Origin of the sequence: Pseudomonas sp. IT-P395 (assembly GCF_949767675.1) — a bacterium.
In the GTDB taxonomy this organism is placed as follows: Bacteria; Pseudomonadota; Gammaproteobacteria; order Pseudomonadales; family Pseudomonadaceae; genus Aquipseudomonas.
This window is the reverse complement of the sequence record NZ_CATKPW010000060.1, coordinates 113,145-130,440: the sequence shown is the minus strand read 5'-3', so window position 1 is coordinate 130,440 and position 17,296 is coordinate 113,145. Positions and strand designations below refer to the sequence as shown.

The window sequence follows — 17,296 nt, the reverse complement described above, 5'->3', positions numbered from 1 at the left end:
CTACCTCACGTATCAGCAGCAGGCCCTGAAAGCCTGCAAAAGGCGAATACGATACACCTGCGGTTGAGAAACAGTAAGGGCGACCTGAGGCCGCACATCACCTGCCGGCTTAAGATCGCAGCCCGGTAATCAGGTGCACCACGCCGTCCGCCAAAGGCATCACGCCCGCGACACCGGCGGCGCTCAACGCGTTCGGGTCCATGTGCGACACATCACGCAACACCACCCGTACCCGCGTCAACGCCAGCGGTTGCTGGGACTGGAGGTTATCCACCCCCCCCAGCGCCGCGACAATGTCGCTGCTCAATCCGTCACTCGGTTCGGCCGCCGCTGCGGGTGTATCCACCACCAGATCCGGGGTCAGGGCTTTCCAGAATGCCTTCTGCAATTGATCGAACATGTTCAGTTCTCCAGAACCCGTAAAGTATCGACGGTTGCCTCATGAAACAGCTGCAACGCCTCACGCACCTGCCCGGCACTTTCCAGACCGAGCACCTGCTGCGCGATGACCTGACAATCCGCCAGTTCCAGCTCGCGCACCGTTGCCTTGACCGGTGCAATCATCGGCACACTCACCGACAGTTCATCCACACCCAACCCCAGCAACAGCGGCACCGCCAGACGTTCCGAAGCCATCGCCCCGCACACGCCGACCCATTTGCCATGGGCGTGTGCCGCCTTCACGGTCGTGGCGATCAGGCGCAATATCGAGGGATGAAAACTGTCCGCCTGACTGGCCAGACGCGGGTGATCGCGATCCATCGCCAGGGTGTACTGCGTCAGGTCATTGGTGCCAATCGAGAAGAAATCCACCAGCGGTGCAAACAGATCCGCCATCAACGCCGCCGCCGGCACTTCGATCATGATCCCCAGTTTCGGCCGTTGCGTCAGGCCTAGCGCGAGGATTTCCTCGTCGAGCATCTGCCGCGCCAGACGCAGCTCCGACAGTTGCGTGACCATCGGCAACATGATGTGCAAACGCGTCAGATCGCAGCAGCCGAGCATGGCCCGGAACTGCTCCCGCAGTAGCTGCGGACGCTGCAGACACAAACGAATGCCGCGCACGCCAAGGAAAGGGTTGGTTTCGCTGTCCATCGGCACATAGGCCAGCGGTTTGTCGCCGCCGACATCGAGGGTGCGCACCACCAGATTGTGCGCAGGCCCGACACAGCGAGCGATAGCGCTGTAAGTGGCGACCTGTTCGTCATGGCTCGGCGCGTGGTTGCGGCCCAGATAGAGAAACTCCGAACGCAGCAGGCCGACGCCCGCACCGCCGAGGGCCATGGCCTGCTCGGTTTCCAATAACGAGGCGACGTTGGCCGACACCTCGACGTGATGGCCGTCACGGGTCCGTGCCGCAAGCGTTGCGCTGGCCAGTTCATGCTCATGGCGTTGACGCTGTTGTGCGTATCGAGCCTGCCACTGCCCGACGACCCCAGGGTCGGGATGTATATGTAATTCACCCTTGTCGGCATCGAGCAATATTGGAGTGCCGTTACTCAGCGCGAGCATCTGCACCGGCACCCCGCAGATCGATGGCAGACCACAGGCACGGGCGAGAATCGCCACGTGACTGGTCGCGCCGCCCCCGACCGTAGCGAAGCCCAGCACCTTGCTGGTATCGATGCCGGCGGTCTGCGACGGCGTCAGTTGATCGGCGATCAGAATGCATCCTTGCGGCAACTCCAGCGCCTGCTCGCCAATACCCAGTAGCAACTTGAGGACGCGACGTCCGACATCGGTCAGGTCCGCCGCCCGTTCGGCCAGCAACGCACTGCCCAGTTGGCGAAACATCGCCGCAGTTTCTTCAGTGGCCGCGCGCCAGGCGAACGCCGCACTTTTGCCCTCACTGATCAATGCCTGGGCCTGATCGAGCAGGCCCGGGTCTTCGAGCAGTTCCTGATGCGCCTTGAAGATCTCGGCTTCAGCCTCACCCGTCGCGGTGTCGCGCAAATGCTGCAAGGCCAGATCCGCTTCGATCAGGGCATTGGCGAGAGCCACACGCTCCAGGTCTGCTCCGCCGCCGAACTCGCTGACGTCGAACACCGGTTCGCTGATCTGCACCACTTGGCCCAACGCCGAACCGGGTGACGCGCAGACGCCACGCAGAAGAGCCAGAACCTCGGTTTCCACCACCTCGACAGGCGCCGCCGCCGTCACCGTTTCACCGCAGCCTGCGGCCAACAACCGGGTCAGCGCATCGATTGCCGCGTCAGCGTCTTCGCCCACCGCACTGAGCTGCACGCTGTCGCCGAACGCGGTCTGCAACGCCATGATCGCCACCAGAGACTTGGCGTTGGCCTGAGCCTGCTGTTTATGCAGGTAAATCTTTGCCGCGAAAGCCTTTGCCGCTTGCGCGAACACCGCTGCCGGGCGCGCATGCAGACCGTTGGGATTGGGCAGTTTCAACGGCTGTGAAAACCGCGCTGGACTGTCTGCCGCGACTGTCTCTTCACTGATCGCCTGTGCGCTGACAAGCTCAAGCAACGGCTGACCTGTTTCGACCCGCCCGCTCGACGCGACCAGCCAGGTAAACGGCTCACCGCTGACCACCAACATCAACGTCATCAGGCTGCGCGCATGTCGGGCAATGTAGTCGGCGTCGAACTCGATCAGCGCCTGCCCGGCGGCAACCCGTTGCCCCTCTTCGACCAGACGGGTGAAGCCTTGCCCGCCGAGGTTCACCGTATCCAGGCCGATATGCATCAACACCTGTACGCCATGCTCATCGGTGATGCTCACCGCATGCCCGCTGACCTGCACGTTGCTGATGACCCCGGCCAAAGGCGCGCACAAGGTCGATGAGGTCGGATCGATGCACAGACCGTCGCCGATCACGCGCCCGGAAAACACTGGATCGGGCACTTGCTCAAGCGCCATCAGGACACCGGACAAGGGAGCCAGCAGTTGCAATGGTTGGGGTGTGGCCATGACGTCACCTGCAGTTTTTATGCTTTGAAGTGCCCATGGAGCGCGACGCTCCATCAGCATCGCTTATTTCCACCAGTATTCGACCTGCAATCCGACATTCGCACCGTGACGAGCACTGCCGAAGGCGCCGGTATCGGAGAGTGCCGAGCCTTTGGCCAGTTGGTTGGCCGCACGTTTCGCCGCCTCGTTCCAAGTGGCGTACGTGTAATACAGACGCACCTCGGGTCGCGCCCAGAACTCCGGGCCTTTGGGCGACCAGGTCGGGGCAAACGTGAACTTGCTCAGTTTGCGCGTGCCACCCGGGGCTTCAACTTGATCGTGGCCCAGTTCGGTGACCAGTTTGAAGTGTTCGCTGAGCGCGTAGGCGGGACGCACACCCAGAGAGATCCAGTTCTGGTCGACACCGTCCGGACGAATGTCTTTCTGGTACACCGCCGCAATCTGGCCACCGAAACGCGGCGTCACTTGCCAGTCGAAAAATTCGACGATCCGGTAACTCTTGTTGCTGTCGTCCAGTTTGACGTTGCCGGTATAACCCAGCCCGGTGCCCGGCCCCTCACCGTATTGCAGCGCGAGTTTGTTCTTGCCGCCGAGGAAATCCGTCTGCACATGTTGCGTGGTGATCGCCCAGCCCCGGTGGGCATCGCGGCTGTCGGGTTTGTCGATATAACTCAAGCCGAACTCCAGCTCACCGCCAGGGTTGGTCTTGAACCCGGCGACGTTGAAGTCGTGCCGATTGATGTAGTCCTTTTGGTACAGGTTGTCCTTGCGCGAAAAGGCGTAGCTGTACTTCAGGTCGCCGATCAATACGTCCTCGATCCCGCCCCCGGTGGCGCTCTGGTTCCAGTAGTAGAAGTCGGAAATATGGATGTCATTGCGCTTGTAGTAACGGCGCCCGGCCCACAGAGAACCGCCATTGAGCGCGGGCATCGCCGACCACTGTGCGTAGGCCTGCGGCAAGCGTATCGAGCCGTTGTCATCTTTGAATGTGGGACTGCGGTCGTAACGGTTATACAGCGAAGCCATGCCATCGACACTCAGGACCGAACCGTCGTCGAGGGTGTACAGATCCTGACGCAACTCCAACTCACCGTATTGCTCGCATTCGTTACCCAGACGATATTTGGTCTGCGCCCCCGGTAACTGGAAGCACGACTGACCGCTGCTGTTGACCGACGTGCCGACGCCGCTGCGCAAATAGCCGCCAAACTCCAGCGCTTGTGAAGTCGGCGGTAAGGCCAGGCAAAAACCTGCGACTGCAAGGCTGCGATTTATTGTTGTTTTCATAAGCCACCCCATTGTTTTTATTGTCTGGTTGCATGAATTCGGCGCGCAGAAATCCCCCGCGCAATGCTCTGCGTGTTTTTTTGAAAGCTGTTTTTTTAGTTAAGGATCAGGGATCGATCAGGTGCAGAACGAAGGACTCGTAAGGCCGTAACGTCACCTGGCGTTTGCGCAACGGCCCGTCCGGATAGTTACTGATCAACGGGCGCTGGCTCATTGACTCGCTGATGACCGTCGCCGGCAATTCCACTTCACAGGTTGTCCCGTAGAAGTTGTTCACCACCAACAAACGCTCGGCGCTGCCTTCACGTACATAGGCCCAGACTTGTGGATGTTCGGGCAGTAATTGTCGGTACACCCCCTCGGTCATCAACGATTCGCGGCGACGCAGTGCAATCAGATTGCGGTAGTGATGGAGTACCGAATCGGGGTCATCGAGCTGCCTGGCGACGTTGATCTGCGCGGCATTGGCCGGCACTCCGATCCATGGCTCGACACTGCTGAAACCGGCGTTCGGCCCGGCGTCCCAGTGCATCGGCGTACGGCCGTTATCACGGGATTTCTGCTTGATTGCCGCCATGTTGTCGGCATCACTGCTGCCGGCTTCGCGCTTGAGGCGAAAGATGTTCAGCGTCTCGACATCGCGATAATGCTCGATCGATTCGAACCCCGGATTGGTCATGCCCAACTCTTCGCCCTGATACACGAACGGCGTGCCCTGGAGAAAATGCAGCGCGGTGCCGAGCATCTTCGCCGAGCGTTCGCGGTGCTCGCCGTCATTGCCGAAACGCGAGACCACTCGCGGTTGATCGTGGTTACACCAGAACAGCGCGTTCCAGCCGCCACCGGCCTGCATGCCGGTCTGCCAGTCGGACAGGATTTGCTTGAGCTGAAGGAAATCGAAGTCGGCGCGCACCCACTTTTGCAGGTTCGGATAATCGACTTTCAGGTGATGAAAGTTGAAGGTCATCGACAGCTCTTTAGACTGCGGATTCGAATAACGAATGCAGTGTTCGAGGCTGGTCGATGACATCTCGCCGACATTGATCAGGTCGTGCCCCTCGAAGACTTCGCGGTGCATCTGCTGCAAGTACGCGTGGACATTCGGCCCGTCGGTATAAAAGCGCCGGCCATCGCTGCGGTCTTCGGGAAAGTCCTCCGGCTTGGAGATCAGATTGATCACGTCCAGACGAAAACCACCCACGCCCTTGTCCCGCCAGAACTGCATCATCCGGAACACTTCAGCGCGCACCTTGGGGTTGTCCCAATTGAGGTCGGCCTGGGTGTGGTCGAACAGGTGCAGGTAATACTGACCGGTCTGGGCTTCGTACTCCCAGGCCGAACCACCGAATTTGGATTCCCAGTTGTTCGGCTGATCGCGCCAGATGTAGAAATCACGGTAAGGGTTGTCGAGGCTGCTGCGCGCCTGCTGGAACCATACGTGTTCGATCGAGGTGTGATTGACCACGATGTCGAGCATCAGCTTGATTCCGCGCTTGCCCGCTTCGGCGATCAGCAATTCGCAGTCGGCCATGCTGCCGTAGCTCGGATCGATGGCGTAGTAATCGCTGATGTCATAGCCGTTGTCGCGTTGCGGCGAACGCAGGAATGGCGTGATCCACAAGCAGTCGACACCCAGCCACTGCAGGTAATCGAGCTTGGCGACGATACCGAGCAGATCACCTGTCGGGTTGCCGGCGTGGCTATGAAAGCTCTTCGGATAGATCTGGTAGATCACCGAACGTTGCCAGTCTTGCATGGCACATTTCCCTCTTGAATTTTACGAGCTCTGTAGGAGCTGCCGAAGGCTGCGATCTTTTGATTTTGAGAGGCAAGATCAAAAGATCGCAGCCTTCGGCAGCTCCTACAGATCGATTCAGGCAACCCGATAACCGGGGCGGACAATCTTCATGCTCAGTGCACAGGTCAGAACAAACGGCACGAGCATGGCAATCAGCATCCCGAGCACAAACATCGGGATGTACTGCGGAATGATCGAGATGAATCCCGGCAGGCCACCGACGCCGATGGCCGAGGCCTGAACCTTGTTCAGCGACAGGAACACACAGCCCAGCGCCGAGCCGGTGAGCGCGGCGTAGAACGGAAACTTGTAGCGCAGGTTGACGCCGAACATCGCCGGCTCGGTGATCCCGAAGTAGGCGGAAATCGCCGAGGTCGACGCCATGCTCTTGTCCCGCGCATTACGGGTCATCCAGAACACCGCTAGGGCGGCGCTGCCTTGGGCGAGATTGGACATGACGATCATCGGCCAGATGAAGGTGCCGCCTTGGGTCGAGATCAATTGCAGATCGACCGCGAGAAACATGTGGTGCATGCCGGTGATCACCAGCGGCGCATACAGCAGACCGAAAATCGCTCCACCCACCATCGGCGCCAGATCAAACAGCATGACCAGCCCTTCGGTGATGAAGATGCCGATGTGGCGGGTCACCGGGCCGATCACTGCCAGCGCCAGCACGCCGGTGACGACGATGGTGGTGATCGGCACCACGAGCAATTGAATGGCGTTGGGCACGCGCGCCCGCAGCCATTTTTCGATGACGCTCATCACGTAGGCGGCCAGCAGAATCGGCAGGATCTGCCCCTGATAACCGACTTTTTCCACCTGAAACAGCCCGAGAATGTCGAAGTACGGCAACTGCTGCCCGTCGAGCCCGGCCACGGCCTTGCCATAGTTCCAGGCGTTGAGCAGATCCGGATGCACCAGCATCAGGCCGAGCACGATGCCGAGGATCTCGCTGCCGCCAAAACGTTTGGCCGCCGACCAGCCCACCAGCGCCGGCAAAAACACGAACGAGGTGTTGGCCATCAGATTGATCAGGCTCCACAGCCCGTCGAGTTTCGGGTAGGCATCGAGCAGGGTCTGCCCTTCGATGAACATGCCTTTGGCACCGAGCAGATTGTTGATGCCCATCAGCAGGCCGGCAATGATCAGTGCTGGCAGGATCGGCATGAATACGTCGGAGAACACCCGCACCAGACGCTGCATGGCGTTGATCTTTTCGGCGCTTTTCTGTTTGACGTCAGCGATGGTCGAGGCCGCGAGACCGGTCTGGCGACGCAGTTCGGCATAGACCTTTTCCACTTCGCCCGGACCGATCACCACCTGATACAAACCACCGGTGAAGAACGAGCCCTTGACCAGATCGATCTGATTGAGCGTGGCAGTGTCGACCAGGCTCGGGTCCTTCAGGGCCAGTCGCAACCGCGTGACGCAATGGGCGGCCTGTTCGAGGTTGTCGCTGCCGCCGAGGCTTTGCAGCAATTGCCTGGCGATATTCGGGTAGTCGTGGCTCATGCTAGTTCTTCCGCTATGGATTGTTGTTATTGGCAGCACGCCGAAGCGAAAAATACTCGTCTGTACGAGTTAATGCAACAACTCGTACAGACGAGTTTGTTTATGTATGTTCCTGCCAGACCGAAGACGAATTTTCCTACTCAGCCCTAAGGTGATTTCCATCGTCCACATGGACAAAGCCCTACCCTGGCCTTAAGGTTCGAAGCTTTGAGCACAGTCGGCACCGAGCCTACCCATGAGCAAATACAACCAGATCTATAGCGATCTGCTGGCCAGCATCACGACTGAACGCCTGGAGCGCGGCGCCCGCCTGCCTTCCGAAACCGAACTGATGGACAGCTATCAGGCCAGCCGTGGCACGGTGCGCAAGGCCATCGAATTACTTCAAGAGCGTGGCTTTGCGCAGAAAATCCACGGCAAAGGCACCTTCGTGCTTTCGACCAACCCGATCGAGTTTCAGCTCGGTGGCATCGTCAGCTTTCAAGAGACCTACCCGCGCCTGGGCAACGATGTCAGCACCGAAGTGGTCGAGCTGAGCCAGATCCCGCTCGAAGGCGCCCTGCTCGAGCACATCCACGCCGAACCCGGCAGCCTCATCACCCGTATCAAGCGTGTGCGGCGGATCGACGGCAAACGGGTCATCCTCGACATCAACCACTTTGTCAGCGAAGTGATTCCCGGCCTGTCCCTCGACATCGCCGAACAGTCGATCTATGCGCATATCGAACAGACATTGCAGTTACAGATTGCCTACGCCCAACGCACCATCGAAGCCGTGCCGCGCAGCAAGGACGATCAACTGCACCTGGATCTCGACGGCCAGAGCCATGTGATCGTGGTCAGCAACCAGACCTTTCTTCAGGACGGTCGGCAGTTCGAGTACACCGAATCACGGCACACCCTCGACAAGTTCTACTTTTCCGACGTGGCTCGGCGCTGACCCCGGCACATTTCCAACGATCGTGTGCGGTACATATGTAGTGCACTCCCCTTGAGCGAATCGGCCATGCTCGGCTCTCATTTCTCAAGGATGGAGAAAGCATGTACGCCACCCAACCACGTCCTCTGCCAAACGCGGTAGACAAAGCGGCGCTGAAGCGAATCGCCTATACCGTCGTGCAGAACTGCCCCGGTCTGCAGGACGCCGCCCATCAAGCGGCCCGTGATCTGCTGGAAGCCAAAGGCTTGTCGAGCCTTGATCCGGATCAGGTTTATTTCCACCGTTTCAAGACCGCCCAAAGCAGCACCCGCTCGTTTACCGGCTGGGAGCACATCCGCGAAAAACCCTACGAATCGATGACCCTGACACAGTTGGTGATTCATCGTTTTCGCACCACCGACCAGGACAACGCTGATCTTCTCGATCTGTACGGCGGCTTCTACACCGAAGGTCCGCAGGGCGAGAATTTCGACGAGAAAAATCAGGTGCGCCTGCACGGCAACGAGGTCTTGAACGCGTTCTGGAGCCTCGATTTCAGTGGTCACTACACCGCCACTCTGACGGACTTCTGGAACAGCCACGCTGACGACTTCCGCACATTGGCCAAGTGCAATTTCCTTAGCCGTGCGGTACAGGCCCTGGATCTTGGGCAGCTCACCGGCAGTGACTTTCAATGGCTGATGGACTCGGTGGTGGGGCCTGTAAGCTGGCCGGTCACCCTGAGCATGCTGCACACGAGCCACACGGCAACGGGGGAGGTACGCGCCTTCGACATTGACGGGCACGTCGCCACGCAGCTGCTGCGCATCGTCGACCCCGCCGGCCGGCAGATTATCTATCTGCCCAGTGAAGCCGAAGCCTTCGTGGTCAAGGAAACGCCGGCGGACCTGCATTGGTGGGTTCTGGATCAGCTGAACGACGCAAAACGCCGCGCGACCTTCCTGAATCATTTTGCCCTCGCCGATCGTCAGCACATGAGCGAGAACATTACCGATCTGATGAATCGCCTGGTGGCCACCTGGGGCCGGGCCGACCATCACCTGATCAACCGCACAAACCAGGTGCTGAGCGATGATGCATTCAGCTGGCTGCGCGACACCACACGTCAGGCGATGTTTGCTGAAGCTCACCTGTCGCTGACGTCCAATGGTGATCTGCGCAAAAAACTGTGGATCGGCTACTTGAGTGCAGGCCTCAAGGTGTTTGGACCGATGGCCACTGTCGGTTGGCCGCTGGCGTTGCCGGTCATAGGCGCGACCATCGCCAGCATGGGCCTGAATATCGATCAGGCGCAGAACGGCAAGAGCAACGCCGAACGCAAGGCGGGCGTATTGGGTGCGGTATTGAGTGGCATCAATCTGTTATTCAATCTTCCATTGCTGATCGGCACCGGGCCGATGCTGGAGGTGGGCGCCGAGGTAGAAGCGGCAGAGGCCGCAGAAATGGCCGAGTACAGCGAAGCCTTGAATCCCTCCGCCGAAGCCGCCCCCCCATTGCAGATCATGGTGCCGGACGATCTCGACATCACCGTGCCAAATATCGATGAAACGACGCTGATTCCGGCGCAGAACGCCCCACGGCCCCCGGTGCCCGAACGCTATCAATGCAACGAACTGCTCGATGGCGCGGCACTCGGCGAGGGATACGGGAAATTCCACGGCGTGTACCGTCTCGACTCTGATCCGCCCTATGCCGTTCTGATGAATGACACTCCGTACTATGTCCGCTACTTCGCCAACTCTCGCGGCGGTGGCGACTGGGCAATCGTTGACCCGGAGCGTCCCAACCAGCTTGTTCACGCCTTGCCGATCCGCCTCAATGGCGAAGGGCAGTGGGAGCGGATGCCAGCCCTGGGCCTCAAAGGTGGCGGCCAGTGCATGGGCAAACAATGCACCCCGGATCTCGAACTCGACACCTTCGAACCTGTATCACCCGAGGCGGCCGCTCCACCGGCGGAAGAACTGCAACCCTCGACATCGCGCCCCCCGCGTCCTGTAACCAGCGCCTACGACATCGATCCGCCGGTGCGCCGTTCCATTAAAAGCTGGGCGTTGAACCTCAACGAAACCCATGCCCAGTTGCAGCCCGACGGAGAAGGCGGTTTTGGCATGGATGACCCGTTCGAATTGTATGCCGCCGGCAAACGCAAGCTGCTGCAAGGTTCGGCCCGAGGCTTTTTCAAGAATCTGCCGTGGATCATCCAGCCTGCGCGTCCGGCAATCCCCGAAATCAGCCGTCTGATGCCGCTGGCCGATCTTGTCGATGGCATTTTTGAAAGTGCTTCAGGGCTAGTGGTGGGAGAAACCCTTGATCGCATCGCCAGCCTGCGTTTTCTGATTGAAAGCATGCCGGCACTGGCCCGCCACGCGAAAACCCTCTACATGCGTGGGCTGCTCAGTGACTTCGCTCAGGTTGAGCTGAACCGCTACTTCACCAGCGGCAACATGACCGTTGATTTGCGCACTTACCTGAGCAGCCTGGGCACCGATCCCGCCAGTCGATTCAACCCACTGGAACTGGTCCAGGTCGCGCGAGCGAACGGCGTTCGGGTCCAGGCGATCGACTGCGCCGCCAGCTACAAAATGAAAACCCCGCTGCCCTCCGTCGACGAGCAGATGATGAGCACCTATCTGACAAACGACATCATGACCGGCGACGTCTACCTCAACAGCCCGGGAAAATGGATCGTAGTGACGGATGCTCACAACACCAATACCTTCAGAGGACTGCTGGGCATCAGTGAATTGAAAGGAGCAATCGGTCTGCGAATCGATGAAGTCGGCATTGGTGAAGAGCTGGGTGTGGATGTCGATCCGGGTATTGAAGTGCCACGCGGCAGCTCGCCCGGTGGCACTGTCAGGCAAGGAAATCCGGATCTGCTTCGCGCCGACTTGCGCTTGAAAGTTCAGGCACCCGAGCTGGTCTGGAGCGAGGAGACGTTGGAGAATCTTTTGTACCGGCGCGGCATGTATCTGTTCGAAAAAGCGGGCGACAGCTACACCCTGATCCACCGCAGCAAACAGGGCATGCTCCAGCGCACTCCGATATCTCGATTGAGTGACGGCAAGGTCTCTCTCCACCGACCTGCGTGGCAGCGGGTGAATGACATTGAGTTCGCCGACCTTAAAGACATGTCGCAACGGTTGTCCGATACCGGGCTGATATTGCGTAGCCGGATTCCTGATTGAGGCTGATCGGTATTAACCAATCTTCTGCCGAAGCAGCTTGTTACCGTTGAAACAGGCAACCACCTGCCAAACAAAGACAACCTTACGTAGAATGCCGGCGTGGCTATGGAACACCTTCCTTCTAAACCTCCTATGACCTAGGGGTTTCGCTCTCCACACTGCGCCTGCTTCTTGCAGGCGTTTTTACATCTGCTGTAGACACGATGCTGCAGCTCGTCCATGACGGCGATCAAAGGAGAAATTCAAGTATGAATCAGGAGCTGTTCCTGCGTCGCCGCAGCAAAGTTCACGTCCCGATGGGTTCTGGCGGTGCTACGCGCGCCCAGGTCGCGTCGGCTGTCCAGGAAGTCGCGGCGTTCCGATGCGTACTGTCAGAGCCTCTGATCGAGCAAACCGGCATGTTGTCAGCCACAGAACTCAAGTACTGGCTGCGCGATATTATCAGAGTGCTTCGCCGGCAGACTGGTGCTCACGTGCACCACCGGCCGTTTTATCCAGACTTTCCAGAGCATGTTCTAGCGGCCTCCGAGGCGGAGCTGTACCTTAACGCCGTCATCCACTACCTCACGCTTTGGCGATTACCAGCGACTGAACACGCTCGACCTCCGATGCTGGAAGGCAACTTCATTTCCCGCGTTATCGAACCGGGAGGCGTCGCTGAATTCGAGTCACTGCTTGAGCCGCTGGTTTCATCGCGCACCTCGCTCTCTGAGGAGGAAACGGCCGATGTCGTCTGGTTTATCCGAGAGTACAAAAGCGATGTGTTCCGTCTGCTGCCAGAGACCATTGCGTTCCGGGAAATCCGTGCACAGGTTGGCGGCGCGCTGATTCGGTATGTCGCCAGCGATGCACGTGTGGACGCATTCCTGCAGCGAAACGTCGAAACAGCAACTGATGTGCTACGACTGGCGGTCGCGTTGAGTGGCGGAGACGTGTCGCTGACGACAGCTACGACACGCTTCAAAGCAATGAAGCGCTCGATGCGCCGTCTATTATTGCGCCTGCTCGATAACATACCCAACGCAGCAGAAGACGTGATGCGCCATGCTGAGCGCTGGAAACGTCTGGCTGAAGTACTGCATCCCGGCGATTACGGCGATAAGTACCCACAAGCTCTAGCCGTTATCACGGCAGCGCGCCGTAACGAACCGCCCATCACATTTAATTCACGTGTCGAAAGATTGCTGGCCCAGCGTGACATCACCGCGCTCACGCTCCTGTTACAAAGCCGTCCCGGTGAGTTCGCACGAAGACTAGACGTGACCCTGCGCCGCGCGACGGAAGCAGACTCGATACTCGACGCGTTCGAGGCGGTTGCAGAACAGGTGTCCTCGCCTGTCCTGTTGCAGGTACTGGTCCAGGTTCGCGCCCCGCGCCCCTTGCCCCTGCGGGCGTTCACACCGAAAGGTTCATTCGCAAAAGTCTATGCCATCAAGGATCGACGCGAACCTCTCACACCTGAAGTATTGGCGCGTGCAGCCCGCATCTGTGAGGACGCGCTCGTACAACGTTTTGCGTCATTGCCGCCGCTAGGCCGCTGTTACATCGATCCAGCACTACACGAATACAAGGTTCCGCTGGCGCAGCGCGCCGCATCGAAATCGCTACGTACGCTGGTTCGGGGCTGTCGGCTGCCAATGCCCGACACACGTTTCATTCGCCTGTTCCTGTGGTGGAAGAACGGTCGTGCCCGTACGGACATCGACTTGTCCGCCGCATTTTTCGACGCCAATTTCGTATTCAAAGATACGGTCGCGTACTACAACCTGAAGGGTTACGGCGGCTACCACAGCGGCGACATCGTCGATGCGCCCGACGGGGCTTCGGAGTTCATCGACCTCGACCTTGATGTTCTGGTCGAGAAAGGTATCCGCTATGTCGTCACGTCCATCAACTCTTTTACTCAGCAGCCGTATTGCGATCTTCCGGAATGCTTCGCTGGCTGGATGGCGCGCACTGATACGGCGTCGGGTGAAGTATTCGAACCGCGCTCCGTGGTCGATCGCATCGATATCGCCTCCGATACAGTGATTTGTCTGCCATTCGTGATGGACTTGCAGGAACGACGCATGATTTGGGCCGATCTGGGGCTTACTTCATCTCCCCGGTGGAACAACGTCGACAAAAACCTCAGCGGGGTATCGTTGATGCTGCGGGCCTTGGTGCATACACCACGCCCGGATCTGGAAACACTTTTCGACTTACATGCTCGAGCGCGGGGAGAACGAGTGGATTCGCCGCAGCAGGCAGAGGCAGTGTTTGCGCCAGATCAAGGGCTGACGCCGTTCGATACAGATCTCATTCGATCCCAATATCTTTGATACCGGCGACAAGTGCCTGGAGGACGCCGGACAAACAGTCCTCCTCCATCACCCCCACTCAATTATCAATAGTGGGCAATATGCGGTAGCCGGCTAGTGCACTCCCCTTGAGCGAATCGGTCATGCTCGGTCTTTGTTTCTCAAGGATGAAGAACGCATGACCTCCCCCGAACGACGTCTCCTGCCAAACGCAGCGGACAAAACTGCCCTCAAAGCGATTGCCACGACGATCGTGCAGACTTGCCCGAGTCTGCTCGATGCAGCCCGGCAAGTCGCCAACGAACTCCTGGCGGACAAAGGCCTGTTCGGCCTCGATCCCGACCGGGTTTACTTCCACCGTTTCAAAACGGCGCAGAGCAGCGCGCTGACCTTCACGGGTTGGGAACATTTGCTCGAAAAGCCTTACGAAACGCTCACCCTCACGCAGTTGGTGATCCATCGCTTTCGTGCGACTGATCAAGACAACGCAGACCTGCTTGGCCTTTACTGCGGCTTCTATTCGGATGGCCCGGAGGCGGAAAACTTCAATCAGAGCAATGAAGTACGGTTGCTTGGCAGCGATGTTCTGAAAGCGTTCTGGGACGTCGACTTCAGCGCGCGCTACACAGGTCAACTGACGACATTCTGGCAAACCTCGTCGGATAACTTCCGCGCCTTGGCAAAGTGCAACTTTCTCAGCCTGGCGGTGCAGGCGCTGCAACAGGGTGACCTTGACGGGACTGATTTTCAGCGCGTCGTCGCCTCGGTTATCGGGCCCGTCACCTGGCCCGTTACCTTGCAAATGCTGCAAGCGTTGCACCCGGTCGGTGCTGAAGTGCGGGCGCTGGATCTCGATGGCCAGGTAGCCTCCAATGCGCTGCGTCTGGTGGAAGACAGTGGCAGGCAGACCCTTTACTTGCCAGGCGAAGCCCAGTCATTCCTCTTGATGGACAATGAAACGGATCTGCACTGGTGGATGCTTGAGCAGATGAATTCAGAGGACAAGCGCACGGCCTTTCTCAAGCATTTCCCGCTGGCTGAGCGCAATCACATGACCGAAAACCTCACCGACCTGATGAACCGTCTGGTGAGCACCTGGGGCCACAGCGATCACCGAATGATCAATAGCAGCAACGTCGCGATCAGCGGTGACGCATTCACTTGGTTGAGCGAGTCGACACGCACGAGCATGGTTGCCGAGGCGCATCTGGCGCTCACTTCCAACAGTGCCCTGCGCAAAAAACTCTGGATCGGTTATTTGAGTGCCGGTCTGAAAGTATTCGGTCCGATGGCAGCAGTGGGCTGGCCTGTGGCGTTGCCTTTGATTGGCGCGAGCATCGCGAACATGGGATTGAACATCGATCAGGCCGTCAACGGCACTACGCCAACCGAACGCAAAGCCGGTGTCACCGGCGCAGTGCTCAACGCGATCGACATTGTGTTCAACATTCCGTTTCTGATCAGCACTGGCCCACAACTTGAAGTGGGCCCACAGGTGGAGTTTGCTGAAGCTGAAGAAATGCGCGGGTTGATCGAGCTCACTTCGCCTGAACCACCATTCTTGCCGCCTCGGGATCTACCGCCAGTCACGGCGGTTGATCCAGAGGCGGCCGTTGAGCTGGCAAACGAAATCCCCATCGAGACGACCCTCGCATCCAGCCAGCAGTTGGCCACGGCTGCTGCGCGCCAGGGTTCGTCTTTTCCAAAGATTCCTGCCAAATATCGATGCAACGAGTTACTGGCACAGCGTTCTGTAGAAGCAGCGCCAGGCAAATATGAGGGTATTTACCGCCTGGACAAGGAGCCGGGCCATGCCATCGAAATGGAGGGTGCCGCGTACTACGTGCGCTATTTTGCCGACTCCGAAGACGCCGGCAACTGGGCCATCGTCAATCCCGAGCGGCCCAATCAGTTCGCTTACTCGTTGCCAGTACGCTTCGGTAGTAGCGGCAAGTGGGAACGCATACCCGCGCTGCGTCTCAGGGGAGGAGGCCAATGCGTGGGCAAGGCGTGTTTCCTGGACACTGACCTGACCTCGTCCTCGGCCCCGGATCCGGCCACGCCGTCCGCGGAGCTTCCCCTCGTCGAACCGGTTTCACCGGTTGCGCGGCCGTTGCGCCTGGTTACTCCTCTCAACGACATCATCGGAATGGACCTGGCGAAAATGAAAAGATGGGCAATGAACTTGCCCGAGACTTCCGTCGAGCTTGCCAGTGCAAACCAGGGTAAATCATCAACTACCGATACGTATGCAGCCTATTTCCGCGACAGACGCACGTCCATGCTAAACGAGGCCAAAGAGTATTACTCAGAACTGAACTGGACCAACCTGCCCGCACGACCAGTCATCCCGCAAATCGACGCCGAGATGCAGGCCGCTGAGTTGATTGATCGCATCTTTGCCAATACCGATGGGCTGGTCGTCGGCGAAACACTTGATCGCATCGCCAGTATGCGTTTCATGATCGAAAACATGCCGACGTTTTCACGGCATATCCGCACACTATACGTACGTGGTTTGCTGAGTGATTTTGCCCAGGAAGATCTCAATGACTTTTACCGCTCGGGAGAGATGTCAGAGGATCTTCGAGGCTACTTGTCCAGCCTGGGTACCGACCCTGATGAACGATTCAACATCCTTGAACTGATCAAGGCTGCTCAGGCCAATGGCATCCGGCCCCATGGGCTTGAAGTCGCGCACAGTTACAAGTTGAAGGTACCGCTGACTTCGATCGAAGAGCAGATGATCCACGCCCGGCTCGCCAATCAAATCATGTGGGGTGACGATCTCCTCAACAAACCAGGGAAATGGGTTGCCCTGGTCGACGCAACGAACACCAATACCTTCAGAAATCTGCCAGGCATCAGCGAACTCAGAGGCGGCATCGGTTTACGGATCGAAGAAGTGGCGTCCACCGAAGTGGCTGACATCAGAGTCGACCCGGGACTGGAAGTCGCTCGAGGTCCGTTTGATAACGGGGCAACGACGCGCAACTCCTCCGACGTCTTATACGCTGATCTGCGCTTGCAGATCGCAGCACCTGAACCGCAATGGACTGAGGCAACAGTGAACACACTGCTGAATCGCAACGGCATGTTCATGTTCGAAAAAACGCAAAATGCATACACACTCGTGCGTCGCGACAGTGCCAGCAATATTGTTCGAACAATGGTGAATCGCAGAAGGGACGGTCAGGTTTACATCTGGGCACAGACGATGCCGCGGATCAGCGGCATCATGTTCCGTGACCTCGGCGCGTTATCCCAGCGCTTGATAGAGATCGGCTTGACCCTGCAAAGTCGCTTGCCCAGCTGACTGTTTTCAGGGTATGAA

9 protein-coding genes are annotated in these 17,296 nt (G+C 58.5%); 4 read left to right on the top strand and 5 right to left on the bottom strand.

Annotated elements, in window-relative coordinates; translation table 11 throughout:
- Positions 1-109: 109 nt before the first annotated feature.
- The 5 genes from ACM6IN_RS27280 to treP form a co-directional block, all read right to left on the bottom strand.
- The gene (locus ACM6IN_RS27280) at positions 110-400 is read right to left on the bottom strand and encodes a PTS transporter subunit EIIB (protein ID WP_007916817.1); all 291 of its coding nucleotides are present in this window, start codon (positions 398-400) and stop codon (positions 110-112) included.
- Positions 401-402: 2 nt separating this feature from the next.
- Positions 403-2,931: a phosphoenolpyruvate--protein phosphotransferase gene (ptsP, locus tag ACM6IN_RS27275; RefSeq protein ID WP_414917029.1), complete on the bottom strand. Its 2,529-nt coding sequence runs from the start codon at positions 2,929-2,931 to the stop codon at positions 403-405.
- A gap of 63 nt (positions 2,932-2,994) precedes the next feature.
- Entirely contained in the window at positions 2,995-4,218 is a 1,224-nt protein-coding gene (locus tag ACM6IN_RS27270) for a maltoporin (protein ID WP_007916821.1), read from the bottom strand.
- A gap of 106 nt (positions 4,219-4,324) precedes the next feature.
- A complete protein-coding gene (gene treC / locus ACM6IN_RS27265; protein WP_414917028.1) occupies positions 4,325-5,974 on the bottom strand; it encodes an alpha,alpha-phosphotrehalase in 1,650 nt (549 codons plus the stop codon).
- A gap of 117 nt (positions 5,975-6,091) precedes the next feature.
- A complete protein-coding gene (gene treP / locus ACM6IN_RS27260) occupies positions 6,092-7,534 on the bottom strand; it encodes a PTS system trehalose-specific EIIBC component (protein ID WP_123376530.1) in 1,443 nt (480 codons plus the stop codon).
- A 235-nt stretch (positions 7,535-7,769) separates the two neighbouring features.
- Between treP and treR the strand changes: the two genes are divergently transcribed.
- The 4 genes from treR (at position 7,770) to ACM6IN_RS27240 (ending at position 17,278) form a co-directional block, all read left to right on the top strand.
- Positions 7,770-8,474 carry a trehalose operon repressor gene (gene treR / locus ACM6IN_RS27255; protein WP_034156275.1) on the top strand — a complete coding sequence of 235 codons (705 nt, stop codon included), beginning with the start codon at positions 7,770-7,772 and terminating at the stop codon, positions 8,472-8,474.
- 101 nt (positions 8,475-8,575) lie between these two features.
- Positions 8,576-11,662, top strand: a complete 3,087-nt coding sequence (locus ACM6IN_RS27250; RefSeq protein ID WP_414917027.1) for a membrane-targeted effector domain-containing toxin — start codon at positions 8,576-8,578, stop codon at positions 11,660-11,662.
- A gap of 248 nt (positions 11,663-11,910) precedes the next feature.
- A complete protein-coding gene (locus tag ACM6IN_RS27245) occupies positions 11,911-13,983 on the top strand; it encodes a TerD family protein (RefSeq protein ID WP_414917026.1) in 2,073 nt (690 codons plus the stop codon).
- Positions 13,984-14,140: 157 nt separating this feature from the next.
- On the top strand, positions 14,141-17,278 hold the full coding sequence (locus tag ACM6IN_RS27240) for a membrane-targeted effector domain-containing toxin (protein ID WP_414917025.1): 3,138 nt from the start codon (positions 14,141-14,143) through the stop codon (positions 17,276-17,278).
- Positions 17,279-17,296 lie beyond the last annotated feature (18 nt).